This window comes from Nocardia vermiculata NBRC 100427 (assembly GCF_001613265.1).
GTDB classification, from domain to species: Bacteria; Actinomycetota; Actinomycetes; order Mycobacteriales; family Mycobacteriaceae; genus Nocardia; species Nocardia vermiculata.
The window spans coordinates 161,012-187,468 of record NZ_BDCA01000006.1; the positions used below are offsets into that span (position 1 = coordinate 161,012).

Consider the following 26,457-nt stretch of genomic DNA (forward strand, 5'->3'; position numbering starts at 1 on the left):
AAAGGTGTAGTCGATGCTCCTTCCCACGCGCCACCGCTGTACCGCTCACAGTGGCAATACCCGCACCGGGGGCAACGTCACACCGGCTGCCGTTGTTTCCGGTACCCGCCGCCGCGGGTTCCGCCTCGTGACAGCTACCGCGTTCGCGGCGCTCGCTGTTACGGCTATGACAGCATGCGGGTCCGACAACACCGAAGACTCCACGCCGAGCAACAGTGCAGCGGCCACCAGCGCGTCGGCCGCCGAGACCACTACCAGCGGCGATACCGCCGAGGCCGGCGCGCCCACCGCGCCGGAACTGGAGGCCACGCTCAATGGGATCGCCGATCCGAACACCCCGGCGGCCGATAAGCAGAAACTGATCGTCGACGGTGACAAGCGCGCGGCGAACCTGGATGCGGTGACGAAGGCGCTGGCCAACTACGGCAGCCTGACCTTCACCGTCGCCGGCATCACCACCGAGGGAGACGAGGCCACCGGTCAGGTGACCATCCAGTCCCCGCACGGTCCGGCCGGGCCGATGCCGATGACCTGGCAGCACTCCGAGCAGGGATGGCAGCTGTCGGATGCGTCGGCATGCCAGATCCTGGCCATGGGTCAGGCCCCCTGCCAGCCCTGATGGCCGGCCCCACCCCGACACCCCGAAGGCCCCGTCCGATTCGGACGGGGCCTTCGGGGTGTACTCCGCGCACAGTGGCCGTCCCGGTGCGGAACGGGCAGGCCCGGACGGGCACGCTCAGCCCTTGGACGGGCGGCGCTGCGGCTTCGGGGCCACCACACCGTCGGCAAGTCGCCGAGCGCTCACCAGGAACGCGGTATGGCCCTGCATTCGATGCTCAGGGCGTACCGCCAGCCCCACCACGTGCCACGGCCGTACCAGAGATTCCCAGGAGCGCGGCTCGGTCCAGCACTGTTGCTGCCGCAATGCCTCGACCACTTCCGACAGCTGCGTCACGGTAGCCACATAGACCATGAGCACGCCCCCCGGAATGAGCGCGCGCGAGACGGCGGGCAACGCATCCCACGGTTTGAGCATGTCCAGCACCACGCGATCGACCTGTTCGCCGTCGTAATCGGCGACGTCGGCGATGGTCAGGGTCCAGTTCTCCGGGCGTTCGCCGAAGAATCGCTCGACATTGCGCACGGCATGTTCGGCGTGATCCTCACGAATCTCGAACGAACGCACCGTGCCCTGCGGGCCGACCGCGCGCAGCAGCGAACAGGTCAGGGCGCCCGAGCCGGCTCCGGCCTCGAGCACCCGTGCTCCGGGGAAGACGTCCCCCTCGTGCACGATCTGTGCGGCGTCTTTCGGGTAGATGACCGCCGCACCACGCGGCATCGACAGCACATAGTCGACCAGCAGCGGCCGCAGCGCCAGATACGGTGTGCCGTTGACGGTTTGCACCACCGTGCCCTCGTCGGCACCGATCAGCTCGTCGTGGCTGATCGGGCCCTTGTGGGTGTGGAACTCCTTGCCCGGCTCCAGCACGACGGTGTGTTGCCTGCCCTTGGCATCGGTCAGCTGCACCCGGTCCCCCGTGGCGAATGGGCCGGTCCGTCTGGCCGTCATGAATCTCCGTTCTCCTGCGCATCATTTCCGGTGGCGGCATAGCGCCCCGAATGTGTCGGTACCCGCGGATAGCCTGCCAGGTATGTCCGCACCACCGACGGCGACCCCGTCCGAATTGCCCTCCATTGCCCGCGGGCCGGCGTTGTCACCGTCGCGGGCAACGGATTTCAAACAATGTCCGCTGAAATACCGATTGCGCGCAATCGACCGGATTCCGGAAACGCCCACCCGTGACGCGGTCCGCGGAACAGCGGTGCATGCGGTACTGGAATCGCTGTACGGGCTACCCAGCGGCGAACGCGAACCCGAGCGCGCCGCGGCGCTGGTGGAACCGGCCTGGCAACAGTTGCTGCACGATCGCCCAGAGTTCGAGGAGGTCCTCGGCACGGACGGCCCGGCGCCGTTTCTCGCCGAAGTCGCCGATCTCGTGCACCGGTACTACCGGCTCGAGAATCCGACCGGTTTCGATCCGCAGTCCTGCGAATCACTGGTGGAGGTGCGTCTTGCGGACGGCTCCCCGCTACGGGGCTATGTCGACCGCATCGACGTCGCGGCGGACGGCCGGTTGCGGGTCGTCGACTACAAGACCGGCCGTACCCCCGGCCCCGACGCCGAACAGCAGGCACTGTTCCAGCTCAAGTTCTACGCCCTCGTCGTGTACCGGAGCAGGGGCGTGGTCCCGGCCGAACTGCGACTGCTCTACCTGCGCGACGGTCAGATCCTGACCTATACGCCGGACGTCGACGAGCTGGTTCGCTTCGAACGCATCGTGTCGGCCCTGTGGGAGGCGATCACCGCCGCCGGCCGCGACGGCGACTTCCCGGCCCGGCGCGGCGGCGGCTGCCGATTCTGCGAATATCAGCAGCTGTGCCCGGCCTTCGGTGGAACTCCCCCGCCGTATCCGGGCTGGCCCGGGCAGGGCGGCGACCCGGCACCGGTACCCTGAGGCGCACCGTCGGCGGGCCCGCACACGCTCACAGCGCGCGACAGGACCGGATATCGCTGGCGAGGATGGCCTTGGCACCGAGCTCGGCGAGCTCGTCCATCACACCGTTGACCTGACTGCGCGGTACCAGCGCACGTACCGCCACCCAGGCCGGGTCGGTCAGCGGTGCGACCGTCGGCGACTCCAGGCCCGGGGTCACCGCACCGGCACGCTCGAGCAGCTCCTTGGGGCAGTCGTAGTCCAGCATCACGTACTGCTGGGCGAAGACCACGCCCTGGACCCGCGCGACGAGCTGATTGCGGGCCCTGTCGCCACGTTCGGCGGTGGCGGCCTCGATGAGCACCGCCTCCGAATCGCACAGCGAATCACCGAACGGCACCAAATTGTGCTGACGCAGGGTACGGCCCGATCCGACCACATCGGCAATGGCATCGGCGACGCCGAGCTGGATGGAGATCTCCACGGCACCGTCGAGCCGGATGACCTCGGCCTCGACGCCGCGTGTACGCAGGTCGCGCCGCACCAGGTTCGGGTACGAGGTGGCGATGCGCTTTCCGGCGAGGTCCTCCGGCTTCCAGTCCCGCCCGGCGGGGGCCGCGTACCGGAAGGTGGAGCGGCCGAAGCCCATCGCCAGGCGTTCCTGTACCGGGGCTCCGGAGTCGAGCGCCAGATCACGGCCGGTGATGCCGAGATCGAGTTCTCCGGAACCGACGTAGATGGCGATGTCCTTCGGGCGCAGGAAGAAGAACTCGACCTGATTGGCATTGTCGAGCACCGAAAGATCGCGAGAATCGGTCCGTTTGCGGTAGCCGGCCTCGGTCAGGATCTCGACGGCGGTCTGGGACAGGGCGCCCTTGTTGGGGACTGCGACGCGGAGCATGGGAATGGTGTCCTTTCGGGACGGGTGACGGACAGGACGGCGCGGGCCGTCACAGATGTCGGTACACGTCCTCGAGCTGCAGACCACGGCCCACCATCAGCACCTGCAGCCAGTACAGGAGCTGGGAGATCTCCTCGGCCAGCTCGTCGTCGGACTCGTGCTCGGCGGCCAGCCACACCTCGCCGGCCTCTTCGATCACCTTCTTGCCCTGTGCATGGACCCCGGCGTCCAATGCCGCCACGGTTGCGGAACCTTCCGGACGGTTGGCCGCACGATCCTGCAGCTCGGCGAACAGGGTTTCGAAAGTCTTCACGGGAACCCATTCTTTCAGACGACCGCACATGTCCCGCAATCGGTTATCGATGCGAGCCGGGTGGTCAGGGCGGTTGTGCGCACGATCACGGTCTCGAGCCGGGAGTCGGCCACGTGACGCCGCCGCCGGGGCGGTCGATGCGATAGATGTGGTGCCAACCGTCGTCGACCGGGTTGTCCGGCGGCAACTCGCCTTCGGCGACACGGCGTAAGCCCGCCTTCTCCAGTGCCCGCCGGGATGCGCGGTTGGCGGCGGCGACCGGGATCACGATGCTGTCGGCGCGCGGATGGTCGACCCAGGTGGCTGCAACGATCGCCCGGAGCATCGCCGACCCCACTCCCCGGCCGACGCGACCGGGATCACCGATGAAGTAGTCCAGCGATATCGCTGCATCGGAGACCTCGAGCGTCGGCCGGAGCTGGGCCCTGTACTCGGGCCAGTCCGCCCAGCGAATGCGCTGCACCAGCCCGACCGGACGGCCGTCGGCGCTGACGAGCAGATCTTCCGCGGCCACCTCGCCCCGTGCGGTGGGCCCGAAATCGCGTTCGATCGCTGCGGCGTCGATCTCGTGATACCACCACCGCCGCACATGCGGCTGCGCCAACCAGCCCGCGAGCAGGCCGAAATCCCCAGGCGTCAGGGCACGCCAGGTGAACTGCGGTATCACCGGGTCGAGCATGTGGACGAGACTAGGCCGCGGTTCAGCTCGAGGCCAGCAGCTCCTCCAGTTCGGACACCGCACCGCGCAGTTCGTGGGCGAATCGGTCCATCTGCGCCGCAACCGCTTTCGGGGTGGCGAGGTAGATGTTCCAGCGATCTGGAAGCAGCACGTAGGCCACGCCGATGCACTTCGGGCTGGTGCAGCCGAATCCGAAGAATTCGATATTCGCCGACGGCGCCGAACTGGTACTCAGATAATCGTCACGGGTGATCACCCAGCCGGGACTGTCGTAGAACGGCATCGGCTCGGTGGCGCCCAGTTCGGCACCTCGGCGCCGCTGCACCCACTGCAGCTCCCACAGATGCTGTTCGGGGGCCGCACCGCGCTGACACTGTTTGGCACGCTCCACATGCGCGGTGGCCGCGGCGCGGGCAGAGGCGAGCTTCGCCGCCGGCGCCGCCGACCGGTCGTCCATGGTGGCGACGAATTCCAGCATTTCCGGGGTGATCACCCGCATCGCCTCGGTGCGGCCGTTGCGGTACTGGCGGGTCGCGATCGATTCGTAGGTTGCGCCGACCATGCCCTTGCTGCGCTGGTGTGCGAGCTGATAGCTCAGCTGGGCGAACGCGTCCGGCGAGATACCGAGTTGCTTGGCCCGCGTGGTACCGAAGCTGTCGAAGGAGACCGTGGTCGTGGCATTGTCGGCCACGAACTGCTCGAATGCCGCAGCGGCCGAGCCGATGTCGGCGCGCAACGCGGCATCGAGGCGGAATTCGATCGGGCGCACGGCCGGCAGTCCCTGGACCCGCGCGCCCGAGCGGGCGGCGTGTTCGGCCACCTTCGTCTCGAGCAGGAAGTCGACGAACGACAGGATGGTCGTGCCGTCCAGACCGCAGTGTTCGACATTGATGCCGGCGCTGCCGTCGGCGAACACGATCAGCGACACCGCCTTGTCGAACCAGCGATTGCCGCTGTCACCGTGCAGCAGCGTATCGGAGGCGGCCGCGGCATCGGCGGGGGCGACATCGTCGAGACAGACACAGAACAGCGCCGTCTCGATCGTGTCCAGCGCCGACGCGTTCACCGGATCTGCCAGCATGCGTCCCCGCACTCCGGCCCATTCGGCGCGCGCCATGGTGGTCAGATGTCCGGGTGACTGCTCCGCCGGCACCTGTTCGGGTGCCGCGTCGAGCACCGCCTGCAGCCCGCCCGCGAGATCCTCCGGTGCGTAGGCAGTGCCGTCCGCGCCGATGACCTCCATCCGGAACATCACGCCGTGGTGGAACACCACGATGTGGCGTTCCTGCGACGGGCCGGGCCACTGCTCGCTGTAGGGCACCCGCACACTGTCCTGCGGGTCGCCCGGAATCCTGGTCTCGGAGAACAGAGATTTGTTCTGGGCCATCGAGAAGTGTGCGCCACGCTGCACCACCGGCTCGATCTCCTCCCGGTCCAGGAGCAGTTTGTAGTTCACCGCGGCAGTGATCAGGCCGGCGGCGCGGTCGATCTGGCGATCGGAACTCGACTGGGCCAGCGGGGTGTCGTCGCGGAACAGGAAGAAGAAGTTCGCGTTGACCGCGATCCGGTCACGACGGCCCAGATAGCGCGACGGCCAGAATTCGTCGAGCCAGCTGCCGACGCCGGGAGTGCGGTCGAAACGCTCCACCTCGGCGTGCAGGATCCGGGCCGGTCCGTCGGCGCGCAGCAGATCGGCGACCGCGCGCTCGGTGGTGGCGTATTCATCCTCCGACAGCAGCGGCTTCGACCACTCCAGGAATCGTGCGCAGCTGTCGTCGAGCGTCGGCAAGGGCACGCGCGGCAGCTGATCGTCGAAGGCGAAGGTACGGTCGGTCACTGGCGATCCTCGGTGGTCGAAGGGGTTGGGGACTCGGACGGGAAGGTCTCTGCGGGCCGGGAGATGTGCAGCTGGGCGTGCAACCACCCCTCGGCTTCGTATCCGGCGGCGTCGATTCCGGCGGCGCCGAGTGTGTTCAGTACCTGCTGCTGCTCGGCCTCGGAGGCGAAGCGGCGCTGTCGGAAGGTGCCGGGGCGGCGTTCGGTCCGATACCCCAGCGCGGCGAGTTCGCGAGCCATCGGCTCGAAGTCGTACATCCGCAGCACGAAATGTGCCATCCACGGCAGTCGGGTTCCGTGCGCGCGAGCGATGCGGGTGAGCGTGCGACCGGTGACGTAGCCGACGCATCCGGTGGAGATCACCAGATCCGCGGAGCCGATGATGCGCCGTTGCGTCTCCGTCGCCTCGCCCGATTCCAGATCGGCGTGCACGGTTTCGTGCAGCAGTCCGGTCGCCGCGGCGTAGTCCAGGGCCGGTGCGGAGGCGTCCATACCGATGAACCGGATGTCGGGCAGCCGGTCGTCGGCGGCGAGACGGGCGCGGTCGCGGGCGATGCACGTGGCGGTATCGGCATCGCCGTAGTGGTCGGCCAGCTCGGCGACGGTGGTGCCGAACCGCAGCAACGCCGCGTTCACCCCATAGGAGCAGCCGAGGTCGAGTACGGTCGGCGCGGTGCCGGTCACGGCTTCGTACTCGGAGAACAACTCGATGAATTCCGGCGTGGCCAACTCCGGTATGCAGTAGTCCAATTCGGCCATGCGGCGGCAGTAGGCGCTCGGATCCGGGCGGTCGTAGATGTCGTCGAACGAAGCTTTTCCATTGGTGTGCGTGGAAACCGTCACGGGCGATCCTCCTGAATCGAACGGGTGCTCAGTCGAGAAGTCGGTCACCGCGCACGGCATTGCCGGCTGCGGCCAGATGCTCCGGCAGAACTCGCCCGAACAGTTGCCGGGAACGCTCGACCGCGCCGATGACACCGGCACGGTCGCTGTAGGCGAAGATCGCGCTGTGGCGTTCGGTGGCGCCCTCGACCGGTGATACCCGATGCAGAGAGAACCGGCCCTGGAACAGTTGCAGATCACCGGGGCGTAGTCGCAGCCGCCGGACCAACGAGTCACCGGTGCCGGTGAGTACCGACCGCACCGCCGCCAGGTTCTCCGACTCGGGCGTGCGGATGCGCGGGCAGTACTCGAATTCACCACCGGCGGCCGGCTCCCGGGTGAGCATCGATACCGTGAACTCGTTGGTGTCGAAATGCCATGGATGCGACATTCCGGGTGCGACGACGTTCAGGCACAGCCCCGCCAGCGGGTCGGCGTATTCGTGCAGCCGGGGCAGGCCGAAGCATTCGGCGATCAGGCGCTGGAACACCACACTCGTGTAGAGCACCTGAATCAACGCGGTGGGCGGTATGAGATCACGTGCCACGAAGGCATTTCCACGCTCGAGCACGATCGTGGCCGGATGGTCCGGTGGTAGTTCGGCATCGAGCGGGATGTTGTAGGCGTTGACCTTCTCGACCGTGTAGTGGGCGTGCGGAGCCAGTTCGGCACCTTCGGCGCACAGGGTCTCGCGCAGCTCGGGCCGCACGAACCCCGGCAGTACCGTGCACCCGTCGGCGGCGAGTTCCGCCCGCGCCGCCCCGACCACCTCGTCCCAGCGCGCACCACCCGGCGCGTCGAGGGGGTAGCGCGCGGTGTCCACGATGTCGGCGAGAGTCGGTGCCGCCTGTCCCGTGCCGTCCGGCGCCTGCCGTCTGCCGGTGTTCTCGCTGCTCTCTGCTCCTGTTTCACCCACGTCGACACAACCCCCTGTCAGCCACCATGAAGATCATTGTGACCTGTCGGGGGAGATCGCACATCCCATTCCCCGATATCCTTGGGAAAGGTCACAAACTCTTCAGTAACCATGTGCGGCAGTGGTATTCGGCGCCACAACGACAGCGGCGGAATCCGGCCACATCGCCCGTGTGACCGGCACCGATGTCAGCTCGCGCCGGCGTGCACGACCGTCAGATCCTCGAGGGTCAACCCCTCCAGCGACGCCCGCAGATGCAGCCCGGGCCGGTGCGGCACCTCGATCTCGCAGGGCACGACGAGCACCCGGCAGCCGGCCGCGAGCGCGGCCGTCGATCCCGTCGGCGAATCCTCCACCGCCACACAATCGCCCGGATCGACACCGAGCAGCGCCGCGGCCCGCAGATACGGGTCGGGTGCGGGTTTGCCGCGATCGACCTCGTCACCGCAGACCGACACATCGAATGTCTCCCGGCCCAGCGTTTCCAGGCACAGTTCGGTGAGCGACCGTGTGGTGTTGGTGACCAGGGCGGCGGGGACTCCCGCCGCGCGCAGCACCGCGAGTGCCTCCGCGGCACCCGGACGCCACGGCACCGGCCCGGTCATCAATTCGGCGACGCGGACTTCGAGCCACTGTCCCGCCGCGGTCATCGCGCCCGGATCCTGCTCCAGCCCCAGGCCCTCGAACAGGATTCGCAATGCGCTGGGCCCGTCGGCGCCGATCAGTGCGTGCCGCAGCACGTCGGTCATCCGTCCGCCGAGTTCCACGGCGAGCTCACGCACCGCGATATCCCAGAGCTTCTCCGAATCGAGCAGAGTGCCGTCCATATCCCACAGCACCGCCGCCATACTCATCCGAAGCTCGCTTTCCTCAGGTTCCCGAGCCGGTGATGAGCATCCGGCCGGCGGCCGTATCCACCGTGAACCAACGGCTCTCGGAGGTGACGGTCCCGTCGTTCAGGGTATAGGTCAGCGTCGCGACCACCCGGCCGGGACCGCTCTCGCGCACCCCGCTGATCTGTACCGCGGACACTGTCGACCAGAATGCGGAGTACTGGTCGTAGCCGCCGGTCTGCGCCTGATACGACGGCGCCAGCTGCGACCAGGCGCCGCCGGTGTCACGCGGCAACATCCCGTAATAGCCGGAGACGAAGCCCGTTGCCTCGGCCGCCCGCGGCGGACCGTAGGTGGTGCCGGGCGCCGGTGTCGCTCCCCCTGACGTGGCACCGGGCCGCGGGACCCCGGATGTGCCGGTGGGCGCGGGGCGAGCGCTCGGCCGGGGACTGCCCAGATCCACGCTGCCGCCGTCGCCGGTGACCGAGGAACCGCCCGGCGCCTCCGGGGTCACCGTGGCCGGCGACGGCCCGGATTCCGGGGCGTCGGGTTCGGCGGAGGCTGCGGTACCCGGCCCGCTCGCGGTCCGCTCGGTGCCGCCGTCGGAGCCCGACGTGGCGATCAGGCCGATGATCACTCCCAGCACGATCACCACGGCAGCCGCGCCGATCGGCCACAGTCGACGATTCGCGGTGCGCGGGGATCTCGGCGTTTCCGGAGGTGGTACGGGCGTTCGCGCAGTAGTCCCGGCCGCGGCCGCATCGGCCGTGGGCACCGACAGCACCGTGGTCGCCGCGGCGGCCGGATGTTCGAGCACCTTGGTCGGCGCCGGAGCCAGGTCGGAGGTCCGGCCCTCGGCAACGGCCTCGAGCGCCTGCTGCGCCTGCTGCATCGTCGGCCGGTCCGCCCCCTCGGGCGCGAGCAGACTCATCAGGACCGGCCCCAGCGGACCGGCGCGCGTCGGTTCGGGCACCTTGGCGCCGACGACCGCATGCAGCACGGCCAGCGGGTTGTCACCCTCGCCGAACGGTGGTGCGCCCTCGACCGCCGCGTACAGCGTGGACCCCAGGGCGAACACGTCCGAGGACGGTTCCGGATCTTCCCCACGGGCGATCTCCGGCGACAGATAGGCCGGGGTGCCGGCCAGGAATCCGGTGGAGGTGACGGTGACATCGCCGACCGCCCGGGAAATCCCGAAATCGGTGATCTTCACGGTGCCGTTGTCGGCCACGAGGATGTTGGCCGGCTTCACGTCGCGATGCACGATCCCCGCGTCGTGGGCGGCGGCCAGCGCAGCGGCGACCTTCGCACCGATCCGGGCGACCTCCCGCGGCTCCAACGGCCCCTTGTCCCGCATCAGCGCCGCCAGACTCGGGGCATCGACGAATTCCATCACCAGCCAGGGCTGGCCGTCCTCGTCGGCCACATCGAAGATCGTCACCGCATTCTGATGGTGCAGCCGGGCCGCAATCCGGCCCTCCCGCTTGGCGCGCATCTTCGCTTCGAACGCCTGCTCCTTGGTCAGACCGGGCGCCAGCAGTAGTTGCTTCACCGCGACGGTGCGGCGTAGCCGGACGTCGCTGGCTCGCCAGACCACCCCCATCGCACCGGTGCCGATCGGATCGCCCAGCCGGTACCGTCCGGAGATCAGCCGATCAGAACTCATGCTGTTATGTCCTCCTGCATTTCACCCGCCGAGTCACTGTGCCACTCTGCGCGTGAAACCCGGAAATTTCAGAATCTCCGAAAGCCTAGGCGATCGCGCGAAACCCCTAGGCGTTGAAGTACTTTGCTTCCGGGTGCAACAGCACGAAGGCATCGGTGGACTGCTCCGGATGCAGCTGCAGCTCCTCCGACAGCGACACTCCGATGCGCTCGGCCTCGAGCAGCGACACCAGTTTGGCGCGATCCTCGAGGTCGGGGCATGCGCCGTAGCCGAAGGCATACCGCGCGCCGCGGTAACCCAGTTTGAAGTAGTCGGCGATGTCGGCCGGATCGTCGGCGGCGAGCGAGCGGCCCTCCACCACGAGTTCCTCACGGATACGACGGTGCCAGTATTCGGCCAGTGCCTCGGTCAGCTGGACACCGATTCCGTGTACCTCGAGGTAGTCACGGTAGTTGTCGGCCGCGAACAGCTCGTTGGCGAAATCGGCGATCGGCTGGCCCATAGTGACCAGCTGGAACGGCAGTACATCGACCTGCCCGGTCCGCTCCGCTTCCCGGCGCGAGCGGATGAAGTCCGCGATGCACAGGAACCGGTCACGCTGCTGACGCGGGAAACTGAACCGGTATCGCTGCGGGGCGGCCGGATCCGCTTCGGTGAGCACGATCACGTCGTCCCCCTCGGACACGGCCGGAAAGTAGCCGTACACCACCGCGGCGTGCTGCAGAACCCCCTCGGTGGACAGCCGGTCCAGCCAGTACCGCAACCGCGGGCGGCCGTCCGACTCGACCAGTTCCTCGTAGCTCGGCCCCTCGCCACCACGCTGCCCGCGCAGCCCCCACTGCCCGAGGAACAACGCCCGTTCGTCCAGCAGCCCGGAGTACTCGCCCACACCGAGCCCCTTGATCACCCGGGTACCCCAGAACGGCGGCACCGGAACCGGCAGGTCGGCGGCGACATCGGAACGCTCCGGCACCACGACGGGAACCTCCTTGGCGCGCCGCTCCGCCGCAATGCGCTTGGAACGTTCGTGGCGGGCCTTGCGCTCGGCGAGCTTCGCGCGTTCGGCGATCGCCTCCGGGCTGTCGGGATCGGGGCCTCCCCCGCGCTTGCGGGTCATGATGTCGTCCATCAGCCGCAGTCCCTCGAAGGCATCGCGGGCGTAATGCACATCGCCCGCGTAGACATCGGTGAGATCGTTCTCGACGTACCCGCGGGTCAGTGCCGCGCCGCCCAGCAGGACGGGGAATTCGTCGGCGACCCCGCGGGTGTTCATCTCCTCGAGGTTCTCCTTCATGACCACGGTCGATTTCACCAGCAGGCCCGACATGCCGATGACATCGGCCTTCTTGTCGGCCGCGGCGTCGAGGATCGCCGAAATCGGTTGTTTGATACCGAGATTGACCACTTCGTAGCCGTTGTTGGACAAGATGATGTCGACCAGGTTCTTACCGATGTCGTGCACATCGCCCTTGACGGTGGCCAGGACGATCCGTCCCTTGCCGGCGTCGTCGGTGGCCTCCATATGCGGTTCCAGGTGGGCGACGGCGGTCTTCATCACCTCCGCGGACTGCAGGACGAACGGCAGCTGCATCTGGCCCGAGCCGAACAGCTCGCCGACGGTCTTCATCCCGGCCAGCAGCGTCTCGTTGATGATCCGCAGCGGCGGCACCTCCTGCATCGCCGCATCCAGATCCGCTTCCAGACCGTTGCGGTCGCCGTCGACGATGCGCCGTTCCAGCCGCTCGAACAGCGGCAACGCGGCGAGTTCGTCGGCCCGCGAGGCCTTCGCCGAGGCCGCGGACACGCCCTCGAACATCGACATCAGCGTCTGCAGCGGGTCGTAGCCCTCGCGGCGGCGGTCGTAGATCAGATCCATCGCCGTGTCGCGCTGGTCCTCGGGGATCCGGCTGATCGGCAGAATCTTGGACGCGTGCACGATCGCGGAATCGAGCCCCGCCTGCACGCACTCGTGCATGAAGACCGAGTTCAGTACCTGCCGGGCGGCCGGGTTGAGACCGAAGGAGATGTTGGACAGCCCCAGGGTGGTCTGCACGCTGGGATGGCGGCGCTTGAGCTCGCGGATGCCCTCGATGGTCTCCAGCCCGTCGCGCCGCGACTCCTCCTGGCCGGTGCCGAGGGTGAAGGTCAGGCAGTCGACGATGATGTCGCTCTCCGCGAGGCCCCAGTTTCCGGTGATGTCCTCGATCAGCCGTTCGGCGATCTCGACCTTCTTGTCCGCGGTGCGGGCCTGACCGTGTTCGTCGATGGTGAGCGCGACGACGGCGGCACCGTGCTCGGCGACCAGCCGCATGATCTGCTGGAAGCGTGAGTCGGGCCCGGCGCCGTCCTCGTAGTTCACCGAGTTCACCGCACAGCGACCGCCCAGATGCTCGAGTCCGGCCTGCAGCACCGGAGGCTCGGTGGAGTCGAGCATGATCGGCAGGGTGGAGGCGGTCGCGAGCCGGCCCGACAGCTCGGCCATGTCGACCGCTCCGTCGCGGCCGACGTAGTCGACGCACAGGTCCAGCATATGGGCGCCGTCGCGGGTCTGATCCTTGGCGATGTCGAGGCATTTCTGCCAGTCACCGGCGAGCATCGCCTCGCGGAATGCCTTGGAGCCGTTGGCGTTGGTGCGCTCGCCGATCATCATCACCGAGGCGTCCTGCTCGAACGGCACCGCCGTGTACATCGACGCCACACTGGGCTCGTGTTGCGGAGTGCGCACGGCCGGAGCCACATTCGCCACCGCGTCGGCCACCTCGCGAATGTGCTGCGGGGTGGTACCGCAGCAGCCACCGACCAGTGCCAGCCCGAACTCGGTGACGAATCCGTGCAGCGCACTCGCCAATTCGCCGGGAGACAGCGGATATTCGGCACCGTTGGCACCGAGTACCGGCAGGCCGGCGTTCGGCATCACCGACACCGGCAACTGCGCATGCCGGGACAGGTGGCGCAGATGTTCGCTCATCTCGGCGGGGCCGGTGGCGCAGTTGAGACCGATCATGTCGACGCCCAGCGGCTCGATCGCGGTCAGCGCGGCGCCGATCTCACTGCCGACGAGCATGGTGCCGGTGGTCTCCACGGTCACGTGGGTGATGATCGGAATGCGGCGCCCGGCGCGTTCCATGGCCCGGCGGCTACCGGTCACCGCGGCCTTCACCTGCAGCAGGTCCTGGCAGGTCTCGATCAGAACGGCATCGGCGCCGCCGTCGAGCATTCCCAGTGCGGCCTCGGTGTAGGCGTCACGCAGCGCGACGTACGGCGCGTGTCCCAATGTCGGCAGCTTGGTGCCCGGCCCCATCGACCCCAGCACATAGCGTGCCGTGCCGTCGGCACCCGGCCCCATCTCGTCGGCGACCTCACGAGCGAGCCGGGTGCCCCGCTCGGACAGATCACGGATCCGGTCGGCGATGTCGTAGTCGGCGAGGTTGGGCAGATTGCATCCGAAGGTGTTGGTTTCCACCGCGTCGGCACCGGCCTCGTAGTACGCGCGGTGGATACCGCGCAGCACGTCCGGCCTGGTCTCGTTGAGGATTTCGTTACAGCCCTCGAGGCCGCGGAAGTCGTCCAGCGTGAGATCGGCTGCCTGCAACATGGTGCCCATCGCACCGTCGCCGATCACGACACGCCGGTTGAGCGTGTCGAGCAGGGTGGTATCGAACTCGGCGCGGGAGGACACAGACATGTACTCCAGGGTAATTGCACGCTCCGACACCTCGGGGTCCAGGCCGCACGTACGGTGCTCCAGCACACTCGGTGCCGGGCCACGCGGCCGGGCCGTGACCGACGATGCTGTCCGGTAGCGGTGCGCCGCTGCGTGCCGAGGCCGGCTCCGACGGGGCGAGCCGGCACCCGTTCTCCTCGACACGCGGGGTCGCCGCAATTACCTCCGACAAGATTCCTCGCACACCGTAGGCTGACCTGGTGAACCCCAGTGCACCATCCGATCCGGCGCTTCCGACCCTGCGCGATCCGGTTCTCGTAGCCGCCTTCGAGGGCTGGAACGATGCGGCCGATGCGGCCAGCGGCGCCATCGAACATCTGGAACTGATCTGGGACGCCGAACCCCTGGCCGAGCTGGATTCCGAGGATTACTACGATTACCAGGTCAACCGGCCGAATGTGCGTCAGGTCGACGGCGTGACCCGCGAGATCCAGTGGCCGTCCACCACCCTGTCGGTGTGCTCACCGCCCGGCAGTGAACGCGATATCGTCCTGCTGCACGGCATCGAACCGAATATGCGCTGGCGGGCCTTCTGCTCCGACATCATCGAGATGATCGAGCAGCTTCGAGTGTCGACGGTCCTGATCCTCGGCGCCCTGCTGGCCGATACCCCACATACCCGCCCGGTTCCGGTCACCGGCACCGCCTACAGCAAGGACGCGGCCGAGCAGTTCAATCTGGAGCAGACCCGCTACGAGGGACCGACCGGTATCACCGGGGTGCTGCAGGACGCCTGTGTGCGCGCGGGTGTGCCGGCGATCTCGTTCTGGGCTGCGGTTCCGCACTACGTCTCGCAGCCGCCGAATCCCAAGGCGACGATCTCGCTGCTGCGCCGCGTCGAGGACGTCCTCGACCTCGAAGTGCCGCTCGGCGAGTTGCCGGCGCAGGCCGAGGACTGGGAGTCCGCGGTCGACGAGATGACCGAGGACGACGAAGAAGTCACCGAGTACGTGCGGTCACTGGAGGAGCGCGGCGATGCCGCGGTCGACATCGACGATGCGATGTCGAAGATCGACGGCGACGCGATTGCCGCCGAATTCGAGAAGTATCTGCGCCGCCGGGGTGGCGGCAAGGGGGGATTCGGGCGCTGACCGCCCGGTCCGCGGGGGTTCAGGTGTCGATGGTCAACACCTGAGCTTCCGCGTCGTGGGCCAGTTTCGCGAGCAGAACTTCACGCGGAATGGTCTGGCCTGCAAGGTGATCGAGTGACGGGACCACCACATGGTGCGCCTCGGACCGCTTCAGTTCTGCGGTCAGCTCGGCGAATGCGGTGCCGTCACCATGGAGCGATTCATGGAACGTGGCGGCGAAACAGAGGCCGACCTCGCTGGCGAGGGTGCACATCGCATCCTCCAGTTCGGCGGCATGACCTTCGGCCAGGTCGTCACGCACGTATCCATAGATCAACGCTTCCACCCGAACCTCCGTTGGGATGTGTAAGGAACTCGCTGTTCTCTTGTGGAGTACTGCGGCGGACGGGAAAACCGCCCGAATCGAGCATCTGTCATCTGCAAATGCAATTGCAGATGTCAATGACGGACAACCTCGTGCCCTCTCGTCCATCCGGCGTTAACTGGTGGGATACTACAGACGTGGCCGTGAGTGACGATCGACCCGTCTGGGCTGTCAGGATGCGCTCCGAACGAGACGCCAGGGGGTGGTCCCAAGCAGATGCCGTGCGCGCAATGCGCGCCAAGTCATCCCATAATTTACCGACCGACAGCACCCTGCTGCGCAATTGGCGCCGCTGGGAATCGGGTGAGTCGAGACCCGACGACTTCTACGCACCGATCATCGCCGCGGCGTTCGACACCGTGACCGCGGCGTTCTTCCCCAAGGCGCGACCGAACCGCGACGACGAGTTGCTGTCTTCCACCGGTATGGACACTCTGGAATTCATCGGCCGCCTCCGTATGTCCGACATCTCCTCGGCGACACTGGACGCCATCCGGATCACCGCCGAACGACTCTGCTGTGAATACCCTTTCGCCGATCCGCACGAACTCCACGCCGAGGGCACCGCCTGGCTGCGGCGGATCACCTCGCTGCTCGACGGCAGGCTGACGCTGTCCCAGCACCGTGAGGTGCTCGTGCTGGCCGGCTGGGTGGCGCTGCTGGTCGGTTGCGTCGATTACGACCTGGGCCGGCGTACCGCCGCGGAGGCGACCCGTCGCGCGGCGCTGTCGCTCGGTCACGAGGCCGAACATCCCGAAATCATCGGCTGGGGTGCGGAAATGGCGGCCTGGTTCGCCATCACCCAGGGCAACTATCGCGGCGCGATCGAGGTCGCCGAGGCCGCCCTGGACGACTCCCGCGGCCTGGGCGTGGACGTCCAGCTGGCCGCGCAGCAGGCCAAGGCCTGGGCCCGCATCGGCGATCGCGAGGCGATGGAGCGGGCACTCGACCGTGGCCGCACCATCCTGCAGCACCTCGACGTCCCGGTGAACCTGGACAACCACTTCGTGGTCGACCCACAGAAGTTCGATTTCTATGCCATGGACTGCTGCCGGGTCGCCGGCGACAATCGACCGGCCGAAAGCCATGCCCGCCAGGTGATTCGCAGCTCCATCGGCCTGGACGGAACGGTCCGCCAGCCGATGCGGGTATCCGAGGCGCAGCTGACCCTGGCGGTAGTCGCGGTGCGTGATCGCGATCTGGAGCTGGCGGTCGACGAGGCGATGCGCGCGTTCGACGGTAAGCGGCGCTCACTGCCGTCGCTGTTGTGGATCGCCGGCGAAGCCGCCCGCGAGATGATCGAGCGGTACCCCTCCGATCCTCGTACCCGCGCCTATCTCGAACAGATGCGGGTGCTGGCGGCCGTCTGATTCCCGCCCGCTCCGTGGTGGCGGCGCGCCGAGATGCGGGCGCACCGTCACCGCGTGGCGGCAGGTATTACGCTCGTGCCGGTGACCGAGTCCGCTGGCCGATTGCTACCCGCCGAACCCGCCTTGTTCGAGGGCCCCTCCCCCGAGGGTGACGGGGCCGCGATCGAGGGTGCCGACCGGTTGCGATTGTTCTCCTTCGCGACCGCGGACAAGCGCACCGACTACCTGTGGGTGCTCCGCGCCTTCGATCGAGCGCGCGCCGCCTACGTGGTCCTTCTGCATGCCGACGAAGTCGCCGAAACCCTCGCCCGGCTGCCACGCGCACCGCGGCTCACCGGCACCGAGATCGGTCCCCTCCTCGAGCAACTACACACCTGGGGTGTGCTGGAGCGTAGCTATGACGGCACCCGGGCTGCCACACTGGCCGAATACCGCAACCGGCACTACGTCTACCAGTTCTCCCGGGCCGGATACCAGGCGTTCCGGGCGGTCGACGAGGTCCTGGACGCACGGTTGGACGAGGCGGCGCTGTCGCGGCTGGTGCTCCCCGAGCTGTTGTCGGATCTGCAGGCACTCGCCCAGGCCAACCGCGCCGGCGACGCCGAACGCGCGTACCGGATCCTCAAGCGGCTCGATACCGCCCTCTCCGAACTCGCCGACCACGCCGCGCATTTCTATCTGACCCTCGGCGACCTGGTACGCACCACCGAGGCCACCCCGGAAGCCTTTCTCGCGCACAAGGATGCACTGCTCGCGCATATGCGGGAATTCAGCATGGACCTGGCCCGCTACGCGCCGCGGCTGGCGGCAGCCATCGCCGAGGTCGACGATACGGGCGCCGAACTGCTGATCACCCGCGCCGCGTCCTGCGACGAGCGGGTGCTGCTCGATCTCGGGGCGCGGGAGACGGATTGGCGCGCACGCTGGGAGGGTCTGCGGGGCTGGTTCGTCGCGGTGCGCGATCGGACGCCCGATCTCACCTCCGACGCTGCCGCCGCCACGGAGGCCGATCGGCTGCGGGAAGCGACCATGAGCGCCATCGCGGCGGTGCTGTCGCTGTTGCGCCGAGTCACCGAGACCCGCAAGGGCGGAGTCAGCCGGGAATCGGCGCTGCGACATCTGGCCGGCTGGTTCGCCGCCGCACCGACCGCGGACAGCGCCCACGCACTGTTCGACGTCGTCTTCGGCCTCGGCAAACCGCGGCACCTGTCGATGGCTCACCCCGATGCCGATGTCATTCCCGCTCATCGGTCCTGGTGGGAGGCGGCGCCGTTGGAGATCGCCCGAACCCTGGCCGAGACCGGCCGCCAGCCCACCCCCGGCGCACCCGCGCGGCTGGTACGCAACGACGCCGGAGTGCGGCGACTGCGTCAGGCTCAGCTCGAGAGCCAGCGCGCCCGCGCCGCGGCGGCACTGTCGCTGGCTTCCGAGGACATCCACGAGCGCGAACTCGACGAACGCGAAACCGAGGTGCTGTTGCGCCTGCTGGATGCGGCCTCGACCGCCTGGGTTCCGGTCAGCGGGCGCGTGGGCACCAGCGGTTCGGACAGCGGCGTCACCCTGACCGTGCGCGAACATCCCGGCTCGACCGTGGTCCGCACCGCACAGGGATTGCTGTATCTGGATCACCGCCGGCTCGAGGTCCGGGAGAATTCCCGCACCGGATCCCGGCGGTCGTGATGCACGCCCGCACCATCGACCCGCTGGCACTCGACAGCTACCAGCGCGCCGCGCGCGCCCTGCTGGCCAATCATCTGGTGACCCGGACCTTCCCGGATCGCATCGCGCTCCCGCTGATCCGCCGCTGGGCCACCGAGCTGCGGGAGGACCTCGCGGAGTTGCTCGGCTACCGGCTCGAGGTCACCGAGACCACGGCGCGACTGTTTCCCGCACCCGACCGGTTCGACACCGGTCGCCCCGCACGCACCCCCGCCGACCGGGTTTTCGACCGGCGCCGCTACGCGTATCTGTCACTGGCACTCGCAGCGCTCGGACGTGCCGGTGATCAGATCACCCTGTCGGAGCTGGCCGATCAGGTCGCCGCCTACGCCACGCGGGTGCCGGGGCTGGATTTGTCCACCGAACGCGCCGCCGACCGGGACGCATTCGTCGACGCGGTGGCCTGGCTGGCCGCGCGCGGCGCGCTCACCCTCGCCGATGGGGATGCCGGTGGCTGGGCCGCCGACCCGGATGCCGGTGAGGCGCTCTACGACATCGACCGCGCGGTGGTGTTCGCGATCTTCCGGCCGCCGCGGGCGTTGCAGCATCTGCACAGCGTGCGTGCCCTGCTCACCGACGACGAGGGCGCGGGCCCCGGTACCCGAGCCGCGGCTGCGCGGCGGGTACGCCGGGCGCTGGTCGAACTGCCGGTCGTCTACTCCGAAACCCTCGCCGAGGCAGAACGTTCCGCGCTGGGCAACGAGAAGATCATTGCGGAGGTGGAGTTGCTGACGGGCCTGCGCGCCGAACGTCGCAGCGAGGGCGTCGCGCTCATCGACGCCTCGGGACGCTTCTCCGATGTGCGTTTCCCGAGCACCGGAACGCTGGCGCAGGTGGCGTTGCTGCTGATCGGCGAGATCGCGGACCTGGCTCTCGACATCGATCATCCGCTGCCGCGGCGGCCCCGCCCGCCCCTCTCCACCGAGCTCGCCGACGGCCTCGATGCCGCGATCCCGGCGGCCACCGTCTTCGCACCACTGGTGACCGACGACACCGAAGACGACGCCGAACCCACCGACGAGGAATCCGGCGGCGAGCAGTTCACCCATCCCTTCATCGGCGACGACTGGATCCGCGCCACGGTGATCGCACTCACCGAGCGGTACGGATCCACCTTCGCCGCCCAGTGGCAGGCCGATCCCGGCGGACTCACCACCGAGGCGATCACGCTGCTGAACCGGCTGGCGCTGGTGCAGGTCGTCGACGGCGGCATCCTCGCCCTACCGGCCCTGGCCCGCTACCGCGGGACGGTGGTGACGGTCCGCAAGCGTGCGGAAAGCGAGTTGTTCGCCTCGGCCCGCACACTGAGCAGCCACGCCACCGATCCCGCATCCGCCGACACCTCAGGAAAGGCGACGGAGTAACCATGGACCTCATACACGGTGGAGTCCGCTTCATCCCGACCCGAGCCGGCATCGTGAACCTCTGGGACTATCGCGATCAGGAGTTCAGCTTCGCCGACGGGCGCCTGGTGCTGCGCGGCCCGAACGGTTCCGGCAAGACCAAGGCTCTCGAGGTGCTGTTCCCGTTCGTGTTCGACGGGCGGATCGAGCCGCGCCGGCTCAACCCGTTCGCCGGTGAAGAGCGCACGATGAAGTCGAATCTGCTCTATCGCAAGCAGGATTCGGCGTATTCGTACGTGTGGATGGAGTTCGCGCGGGGCCACTGGACGGAGCCGGAAGTGGTCACCGTCGGGATCGGGATGCGCGCCACCCGCTCCTCCGACAAGGTGACGCGTTGGTACTTCGTCGCCGACGGCCGGGTGGGCGTGGATTTCTCGCTGATCGGCCCGGACGATCGGCCCTTCACCCGCAAGCAGCTCGCCGAGCAGATCGGCACCGATGCGATCGTGGACCGGCCGGTCGACTACCGTGCCGCGATCGACGCGCGAATGTTCGGGCTCGGGGTGCAGCGCTACGACCAGCTGATCAATCTGATTCTCACGCTGCGGCGCCCACAGCTGGCGAAGAACCTGGATCCGCGCGGACTCTCGCAGGCACTCACCGACGGTCTGCGTCCGCTCGACGATCAGCTCATCCTCGACGCCGCCCGCTCGTTCAGCGATATGGAGGAGGTCGGGCGCACCCTCGAAGGGCTCGTCGCCGCCGACTCCGCCACCCGGGCATTCGTCGGCACCTACCGCAAATATCTGGCGGTGCAGGCGAAGGGCGATGTCGAACAGGTCCGCACCCGGCTGGACGCGGTCACCCACGGCAGTACCGCATTGTTCGCCGCGGCCGCGCTGCGCGAGCGGCGCGAGGGCGAGCGCACCGCGGCCGAACAGCGCGCCGACGCCGCCGATACCGCCTACGAGCAGGCCCTCACCGATCGCGAAACATTGCAGCGTTCGGGCGCATACGAGGGCAAACAGCAGCTCGACGATCTGGCCGGAGCGGTGCGGCGACTGGAATCCTCGGCCGCGGTGCACCGCGACAAGGCCACCAAGGCACAGCAGAGCGCCGATCAGCGGGCCGCGGAGTCCGAACGAGCCGCGACCGCGTTGGACAGCGCCGTGGCAGCGCTCGCTCGCGCGGAGAACGAGCTGCGGGAGGCGGCCGAGGAAGCGGGCATCGGGTGGACCACGCTGCCGGAGCAGGCTCGGACCGAGCAGCTGGTCACGACGGTGCGCAGCCATGCCGAGGAACGCGACGCGGATGTACGCGCGGTCCGCACGGCGATGGCCGCGGCCGACGCCGCGGCCGCCGACCGCGATCGAGCCCAGCGCACCGTCGAACACGGCACCGACCTGCGTGACACCGCGGCGGCCGCACTTGCCGAGGCCGAGGCCGAGGTCACCGTGGCCCGGTCGAATACCGCAGCGGCACTGCGGGGTTGGTGGGACACCCACCGCGACCGGTACGCCGGGGTCGCCGAACTGTTCGAGGCACTCGAAGCCGCCGTGGCACAGGCAGGTGCGGATGATGCGCCCTCGCTCGCGCAGGTTCTCACCGAGCACAGCGAACAGCTCACCGAAGAGTTGCGTGACCGCCGCCGGCAGGCACGCGCGAGCGCAGAGCAGGCCCGTACCCACACCGCGGCGCTGCGCACCGAACGGCAGACGATCGCGGCCGAACAGGACGATGCTCCTCCGGTCACCTTCGGCCGCACCGGCTCCCGGTCCGACCGCGGCGGCGCACCACTGTGGCGGCTGGTGCGTTTCGCCGACGATGTGGATCCCGAACGTGCCGCGACGATCGAGGCCACGCTGCATGCGATGGGAATGCTCGACGCGTGGGTCGGGGACGAGTCGACCGGCCCCCTGGAGTCCGACACCGTCCTGGTTGCGCTGCCCGCCCCGTCGCGTCCCGCCGCGCCGACGCTGGCCGATGTGCTGAGCATCGAGGACGGTGTCGGGGACGGCAGTGATTCGGCGATGGGTGCGGTGTCGCGCGCCCGCCTCGCCGACGTGCTGAGCTCTATCGCTGTGCGAGACAACGCTTCCCGGTCCGAGGAACCTGTGGTCGTCTCCGGTGACGGCACCTTCCGCCACGGCGTGCAGCTGGGTCGCCACCACAAGCCACAGGCCGAATTCATCGGAGCGACCGCCCGGGCTCGCCGCCGCGAACAGCGACTCACCGATCTGGCCGTGGAGATCGCCGCGGCCGAACAGGCCGCGCAGGCAGCCGCCGAGGAGGCAGCCGCAGCCGAGGAGCACGTCGGCGAACTCGCCGCGGCGGCCCGGGAATTGCCGCGCACCACCACGGTCACCGCCGCCCTGCGTGCGGTCTCGGAGGCCGCGGGTGTGCTGCGGTCTCATACCGATACCGCGGCACGGGCGGAGCAGGAACTGGACCAGGCGGTCGCCGCCTACACCGCGGCGGACAAGAAGGTGCGCGCAGTGGCCGCGGCCCGGTCCGCGCCCCGCGATCCGGCCGAACTGGATGCGCTCGCGGCCGCCGTCCGGCATTTCGAGAATGCGGGCACGGCGCTGCTGCGGGTGCGGGGCGAGCAGCAACGCGACGCCGAACGGGCTCGCGAGGCCGGCGACCGCCTCGCCGAATCCCGTGATCTGGCCGAGGCTTTCGCGGAGGAGGCCGAAGCGGCGCGGGTCGGCTACGAGGAGCAGGTGCGCACCCTCGAGACGCTGCGGGAGGCGTTGGGTGCCGATGCAGCCGATATCGATCGTGAACTGGAGCGGGCACGCGAGCGGATCGAGGCCGCGCGCACCGAACAGCGCAACGCCCGCAAGGCCGCCGCCGAGGCCATCGAAGCCGTCGGCTCCGCGGAGGGCAGCTACCGCGCCGCCTACGAGGCGCTCGGGACCGCGCTCACCGAACTCCTCGCCGATGTTCGAGCATTGGCGCCCTATGCCCGCGCGGATCTGCTGGCGCTGCTGGGGGCGTCCGTCGAGCACCGCTGGCCGAGCACCTCGGCGGCCTGGTCGACCGCCGACCAACTGCTCTACCGGATCGAATCCGGTGGTCCGGAAACCGAGACACCGGTGCTGCCGGCCGAGGTCCATGCACTGTTCGAGGATCTGTGCACCGCGACCGCATCGGTGCGCGCCGGTGAATCGGCCCGCAAATCCACCCGCACCGCGGTGACCGCGGCCCTACAGGAATTCGACGCCGCGTTGTCGGCGGCACGCCAGGACTACCGGCTGCAGTGGGATGCCGCCGACGGTCTCACCGTGGTGCAGGTGCACGACGACAACGGTGTGGCGCCACTGTCGGATTTCGCCGATCGCATCGCCGCCGCGCGCTCGGATCAGGAACTGCTGCTCACCGACGCCGAACGCCGCATCCTGGAGGATGCCCTACTCACCGGGCTGGCACAGCAGATCCACGAACGTACCTGTGATGCAAGGGATCTGATCGCTCGTATGGGTGCGGAGATGAAACAGCGCCGGATGTCCTCGGGTAACACGATCGGGGTGCACTGGGTGCTGGCGGACAATCTGTCGGAGTCGGCGCGGGCGGTGTGCAAACTACTCGATCACACCGCCACCGACCTCGGTCCCGGTGATCTGGCGACGGTGCGTGCGCATTTCGCCGCCGAGATCCGGGCCGCTCGCGCCGCGCATCCGGAGCGCTCCTATCCGGAGATCCTGGCTACCACATTGGATTACCGCACGTGGCGGGTGTTCTCGTTCTCCCTGGTCAATGTCGACGGCTCCGAGGACCGGCTGACCGTCGCCCGGCACAGTGCGCTCTCGGGTGGCGAACAGTCCGTCTCACTGCATCTACCGTTGTTCGCCGCCGCGCATGTGATGCTGGATTCGGCGGACCCGCAGGCGCCGCGCCTGCTCGCCCTGGACGAGGCGTTCGCCGGTGTGGACGACAACGGCCGCAGCGAATTGCTGGGCCTGTCGGTCGATTTCGATCTGGACCTGTTCATGACCGGCTACGACCTGTGGATCACCTACGATCACGTACCGGCATGCGCGCATTACGATCTCGCGCATTCCGCAGCCGAGAACACGGTCAGCGCGACGCTGCTGGTGTGGGATTCCTCGGCACTACTCGCCGAGCACGACGGGTCCGACCTCAGCACGGCGCTCGGCTCCCCCAACCGCCGCCGCACCCCGCACACGGTGGAGGGCGGAATTCCCTTGGACGAGGTCTTGGAACCGAGCACCTGACGCACTGGGCGTGCGCCGGGCTCAGCGGCTGCGGCGCACGCTCAGTTCTCGCCGAAGGTGACCGACAGTGCATCCTGATCGCCCGGTGCGACCACTGCGGTCAGCGGCAGTTCGGGAACAGGCTCCACCTCCGACGCGGCATAGCCGACCCATCCGGTACCGACGAATACCGCGATCAGCAAGGCGGTAGGCAGTTCCAGTAGCAGCCAACCGCCCGGTATCGACTGCAGGCCGGTCGGCGGAATCAGTTGCACCGAGGGTATGTCGGACCGGCCACCGGCCGTGCCGCAACGGACTCCGCGGTCGGCTCCCTTTCGATTCCTGGTTCCTGCACGCGCATTCGACATCATTACCGATCCGCTCCGCCACCCCGGAACCCGCGCTCGCACCCGAACCTCCACTCGTTTCGAACATTCGGCGGATTTGCCGAAATGCCGCTGGAACTTCAGCGTGCCGGATCCACGCAGACGCCACACCGATAATAAGCAGGACATTCGGCGTGTCCGGACGAAAAGCTCCGAATACCAATCGGTTGCTAATATCTCGCCGATTCGATCAGCGCACACTCGCGTCGGGCACCATGGGCGGGCAGGTGCCGCCGGGGAAGGTCTGCAACTCGAAGTGCCACCACTCGTTCACGAACGTCCGGCACAGCCCGAAACGATTTCCGTTGTCCTGCAACCACTGTGCTCCCTGCTGCGGGCCGACATCGATCGCGTGCCCGGTCACATGGGTGGATTCGTCGGGCGGCAGTACCCAGCGCCGCGCCGCCTCGGGGCTGCCGTAGGTGGCAATCCCCTCGTCCCACAGCTGCTGCTGTTCCGCACGGGTGCGATAGCCGGACACGATCTCGAGCGGTACCCCCTGTTCGTGCGCCTGCTGCTCGGCCAGCGAGTACGCCGCGGCCAGCAGCGGATCCAGTCCCGCACTGCCGGCCGCGGATCCGGTCGCAACGGGTGCGGCGGTACCGGTCCCGGTCGCGCCCGCCACAGCCACTCCGACCATCACCGCTGTCCCCGCCAGTCCGCGCAACATGAAAGCGATCCTAGCCACCACCTACCCCTTGCCCCCGCCCCGGGCACGGACGCACCGTCGGGTGCGCGAGCCGCCGGAGATTGTCCACCTCGTCGTCACGCGACCGGTTCGCGCCACCGCGCCCGGCCCGAACTCGCTTTCCGCCAGTGGCGTGTCTATCGCGGGCGAGCGCCATCACAGCCACTACCGTGCGAAGCGGTCCTGTGTTCTGTCGACCCGACGACGACGAGGAGGCAGTCGTGGCACTTCCGATGACCGCGAACACCCTGGTAGCGGTCGCTGCCGCACTGGGAGCGACCGCACTCGTCGCCCTCGCCACGCTCGCCCCGGCTCGCACCCGCCGCATTCCTTCGGATGCCGACGAGGTAACGCGACGTCGCATGGTTCACCAGGGCGGTGTCACGCCCACCCGACACCGTCGCGCGACCCGTGCAGGCATCACACCGCCCCACTAGCTCAGGCGCAGAAGCTACTGCCCTCAACTGTCGAACACGGTCGTTCATCTGCCGATGGCGTCGCCGGCCCAGGTCCTGGCGGTGCCGTTGGCGAGATCTGGGCCGGCGGGAGACCCGTTGGAACGTTGACTCGCGGCATGATTGTCTATGCTCAGGGCGCCCACGATCAGGCAGCGGCGCAGGTGGCCGATTACAAAGAATTGCGCGGGGAACTCCACGCCGCGACCGACGCGCCGACCGGCGAGTAAGCAACCGACGCCGCCGGATCACCCGGCGCAATCATCTCCGGGCCGAATCGCTTTGCGGCACTGCATCGGTCGCGACGCGGATACACCGGATCAGGTGTCCAGCCATTGCTCTATCCGGTTGAGATCGGTGGTGGTGACGATATCCTCCCCGTAGTCACCATCCATGAGTTTCCATTCGTGGCGCGGGGCGGCACTGCGCACGAGAACATACCCCGCCTTCTCGGCTCGGGCGACCAGTCGGCGGATCCGTTCGGCGTGTGGATCCGGTTGTGCGGCTCCATTGTTCGGTCCCGTATCAGTCATCGGTGCGGCTCCATCGTGCTCGTCGGCTGGAATCGGGCTGGATGCG

22 protein-coding genes are annotated in these 26,457 nt (G+C 68.3%); 8 read left to right on the forward strand and 14 right to left on the reverse strand.

The features are described from left to right. Nucleotides 1-127 precede the first annotated feature (127 nt). Complete coding sequence (locus NV2_RS10215; protein WP_067871423.1) at nucleotides 128-619, forward strand: WKL family lipoprotein; 492 nt, start codon at nucleotides 128-130, stop codon at nucleotides 617-619. Between the two features lie 117 nt (nucleotides 620-736). Here NV2_RS10215 and NV2_RS10220 read toward each other — a convergent pair whose 3' ends face one another. Then, nucleotides 737-1,570 carry a tRNA (adenine-N1)-methyltransferase gene (locus NV2_RS10220; RefSeq protein ID WP_067871326.1) on the reverse strand — a complete coding sequence of 278 codons (834 nt, stop codon included), beginning with the start codon at nucleotides 1,568-1,570 and terminating at the stop codon, nucleotides 737-739. 82 nt (nucleotides 1,571-1,652) lie between these two features. Here NV2_RS10220 and NV2_RS10225 point away from each other — a divergent pair, with 82 nt between their 5' ends. Beyond that, nucleotides 1,653-2,516: a RecB family exonuclease gene (locus NV2_RS10225; protein WP_067871327.1), complete on the forward strand. Its 864-nt coding sequence runs from the start codon at nucleotides 1,653-1,655 to the stop codon at nucleotides 2,514-2,516. 28 nt (nucleotides 2,517-2,544) lie between these two features. Here NV2_RS10225 and hisG read toward each other — a convergent pair whose 3' ends face one another. From hisG to metH, 9 genes are all read right to left on the reverse strand, one after another. Continuing rightward, nucleotides 2,545-3,396 (reverse strand): ATP phosphoribosyltransferase, encoded by an 852-nt coding sequence (gene hisG, locus NV2_RS10230; RefSeq protein WP_067871328.1) that lies wholly within the window; start codon nucleotides 3,394-3,396, stop codon nucleotides 2,545-2,547. 49 nt (nucleotides 3,397-3,445) lie between these two features. Then, complete coding sequence (locus tag NV2_RS10235; protein WP_067871424.1) at nucleotides 3,446-3,709, reverse strand: phosphoribosyl-ATP diphosphatase; 264 nt, start codon at nucleotides 3,707-3,709, stop codon at nucleotides 3,446-3,448. An 85-nt stretch (nucleotides 3,710-3,794) separates the two neighbouring features. Beyond that, nucleotides 3,795-4,388, reverse strand: a complete 594-nt coding sequence (locus tag NV2_RS10240) for a GNAT family N-acetyltransferase (RefSeq protein ID WP_067871329.1) — start codon at nucleotides 4,386-4,388, stop codon at nucleotides 3,795-3,797. Nucleotides 4,389-4,410: 22 nt separating this feature from the next. After that, complete coding sequence (locus NV2_RS10245) at nucleotides 4,411-6,225, reverse strand: choline/carnitine O-acyltransferase (RefSeq protein ID WP_067871330.1); 1,815 nt, start codon at nucleotides 6,223-6,225, stop codon at nucleotides 4,411-4,413. After that, nucleotides 6,222-7,067, reverse strand: coding sequence for a class I SAM-dependent methyltransferase (locus tag NV2_RS10250; RefSeq protein ID WP_067871331.1), 846 nt, complete (start codon nucleotides 7,065-7,067; stop codon nucleotides 6,222-6,224). Before NV2_RS10250 ends, NV2_RS10245 begins: the two co-directional genes overlap by 4 nt. A 28-nt stretch (nucleotides 7,068-7,095) precedes the next feature. Then, a complete protein-coding gene (locus NV2_RS10255; RefSeq protein WP_245662533.1) occupies nucleotides 7,096-8,022 on the reverse strand; it encodes a HalD/BesD family halogenase in 927 nt (308 codons plus the stop codon). A 188-nt stretch (nucleotides 8,023-8,210) separates the two neighbouring features. Then, complete coding sequence (locus NV2_RS10260) at nucleotides 8,211-8,876, reverse strand: HAD family hydrolase (protein ID WP_067871332.1); 666 nt, start codon at nucleotides 8,874-8,876, stop codon at nucleotides 8,211-8,213. A gap of 16 nt (nucleotides 8,877-8,892) precedes the next feature. Continuing rightward, complete coding sequence (locus NV2_RS10265) at nucleotides 8,893-10,521, reverse strand: serine/threonine-protein kinase (RefSeq protein ID WP_067871333.1); 1,629 nt, start codon at nucleotides 10,519-10,521, stop codon at nucleotides 8,893-8,895. A gap of 106 nt (nucleotides 10,522-10,627) precedes the next feature. Next, a complete protein-coding gene (metH, locus tag NV2_RS10270; protein WP_067871426.1) occupies nucleotides 10,628-14,206 on the reverse strand; it encodes a methionine synthase in 3,579 nt (1,192 codons plus the stop codon). A 239-nt stretch (nucleotides 14,207-14,445) separates the two neighbouring features. Between metH and NV2_RS10275 the strand changes: the two genes are divergently transcribed. Next, nucleotides 14,446-15,336 (forward strand): PAC2 family protein, encoded by an 891-nt coding sequence (locus NV2_RS10275; protein ID WP_067871334.1) that lies wholly within the window; start codon nucleotides 14,446-14,448, stop codon nucleotides 15,334-15,336. Between the two features lie 19 nt (nucleotides 15,337-15,355). On the opposite strand, the gene NV2_RS10280 is transcribed toward NV2_RS10275, so the two are convergent. Then, complete coding sequence (locus NV2_RS10280; protein WP_067871335.1) at nucleotides 15,356-15,661, reverse strand: hypothetical protein; 306 nt, start codon at nucleotides 15,659-15,661, stop codon at nucleotides 15,356-15,358. 269 nt (nucleotides 15,662-15,930) lie between these two features. Between NV2_RS10280 and NV2_RS10285 the strand changes: the two genes are divergently transcribed. The 4 genes from NV2_RS10285 to NV2_RS10300 all read left to right on the forward strand — a co-directional run bounded on the left by NV2_RS10285 (nucleotide 15,931) and on the right by NV2_RS10300 (nucleotide 24,370). After that, a complete protein-coding gene (locus NV2_RS10285; RefSeq protein WP_067871427.1) occupies nucleotides 15,931-17,070 on the forward strand; it encodes an NsdA family TPR-like regulatory protein in 1,140 nt (379 codons plus the stop codon). 180 nt (nucleotides 17,071-17,250) lie between these two features. After that, nucleotides 17,251-18,750 carry a TIGR02677 family protein gene (locus NV2_RS10290; protein WP_067871428.1) on the forward strand — a complete coding sequence of 500 codons (1,500 nt, stop codon included), beginning with the start codon at nucleotides 17,251-17,253 and terminating at the stop codon, nucleotides 18,748-18,750. Then, nucleotides 18,750-20,153, forward strand: a complete 1,404-nt coding sequence (locus NV2_RS10295) for a TIGR02678 family protein (RefSeq protein ID WP_067871336.1) — start codon at nucleotides 18,750-18,752, stop codon at nucleotides 20,151-20,153. The genes NV2_RS10290 and NV2_RS10295 overlap by 1 nt, the downstream gene beginning before the upstream one ends. A 2-nt stretch (nucleotides 20,154-20,155) precedes the next feature. After that, nucleotides 20,156-24,370 carry a TIGR02680 family protein gene (locus NV2_RS10300; protein WP_067871337.1) on the forward strand — a complete coding sequence of 1,405 codons (4,215 nt, stop codon included), beginning with the start codon at nucleotides 20,156-20,158 and terminating at the stop codon, nucleotides 24,368-24,370. Nucleotides 24,371-24,411: 41 nt separating this feature from the next. On the opposite strand, the gene NV2_RS31370 is transcribed toward NV2_RS10300, so the two are convergent. After that, entirely contained in the window at nucleotides 24,412-24,624 is a 213-nt protein-coding gene (locus NV2_RS31370) for a hypothetical protein (RefSeq protein ID WP_157102838.1), read from the reverse strand. 301 nt (nucleotides 24,625-24,925) lie between these two features. Then, nucleotides 24,926-25,405, reverse strand: a complete 480-nt coding sequence (locus NV2_RS10310) for a M15 family metallopeptidase (protein ID WP_245662534.1) — start codon at nucleotides 25,403-25,405, stop codon at nucleotides 24,926-24,928. A 239-nt stretch (nucleotides 25,406-25,644) separates the two neighbouring features. On the opposite strand from NV2_RS10310, the gene NV2_RS10315 reads away from it, so the two are divergent. Then, nucleotides 25,645-25,860 (forward strand): hypothetical protein, encoded by a 216-nt coding sequence (locus tag NV2_RS10315; RefSeq protein ID WP_157102839.1) that lies wholly within the window; start codon nucleotides 25,645-25,647, stop codon nucleotides 25,858-25,860. Nucleotides 25,861-26,198: 338 nt separating this feature from the next. On the opposite strand, the gene NV2_RS10320 is transcribed toward NV2_RS10315, so the two are convergent. After that, nucleotides 26,199-26,411, reverse strand: coding sequence for a hypothetical protein (locus NV2_RS10320; RefSeq protein WP_067871340.1), 213 nt, complete (start codon nucleotides 26,409-26,411; stop codon nucleotides 26,199-26,201). Between the last annotated feature and the right edge of the window lie 46 nt (nucleotides 26,412-26,457).

Excerpts from the sequence above, each read along its gene's own strand:
- NV2_RS10300 (WP_067871337.1), top strand. The coding sequence starts at position 20,156 with ATGGACCTCATACACGGTGGAGTCCGCTTCATCCCGACCCGAGCCGGC.
- NV2_RS10265 (WP_067871333.1), bottom strand. The coding sequence starts at position 10,521 with ATGAGTTCTGATCGGCTGATCTCCGGACGGTACCGGCTGGGCGATCCG.
- hisG (WP_067871328.1), bottom strand. The coding sequence starts at position 3,396 with ATGCTCCGCGTCGCAGTCCCCAACAAGGGCGCCCTGTCCCAGACCGCC.
- NV2_RS10320 (WP_067871340.1), bottom strand. The coding sequence starts at position 26,411 with ATGACTGATACGGGACCGAACAATGGAGCCGCACAACCGGATCCACAC.
- NV2_RS10295 (WP_067871336.1), top strand. The coding sequence starts at position 18,750 with ATGCACGCCCGCACCATCGACCCGCTGGCACTCGACAGCTACCAGCGC.
- NV2_RS10285 (WP_067871427.1), top strand. The coding sequence starts at position 15,931 with ATGCGCGCCAAGTCATCCCATAATTTACCGACCGACAGCACCCTGCTG.
- NV2_RS10240 (WP_067871329.1), bottom strand. The coding sequence starts at position 4,388 with ATGCTCGACCCGGTGATACCGCAGTTCACCTGGCGTGCCCTGACGCCT.
- NV2_RS10260 (WP_067871332.1), bottom strand. The coding sequence starts at position 8,876 with ATGAGTATGGCGGCGGTGCTGTGGGATATGGACGGCACTCTGCTCGAT.
- NV2_RS10220 (WP_067871326.1), bottom strand. The coding sequence starts at position 1,570 with ATGACGGCCAGACGGACCGGCCCATTCGCCACGGGGGACCGGGTGCAG.
- metH (WP_067871426.1), bottom strand. The coding sequence starts at position 14,206 with ATGTCTGTGTCCTCCCGCGCCGAGTTCGATACCACCCTGCTCGACACG.
- NV2_RS10225 (WP_067871327.1), top strand. The coding sequence starts at position 1,653 with ATGTCCGCACCACCGACGGCGACCCCGTCCGAATTGCCCTCCATTGCC.
- NV2_RS10310 (WP_245662534.1), bottom strand. The coding sequence starts at position 25,405 with ATGTTGCGCGGACTGGCGGGGACAGCGGTGATGGTCGGAGTGGCTGTG.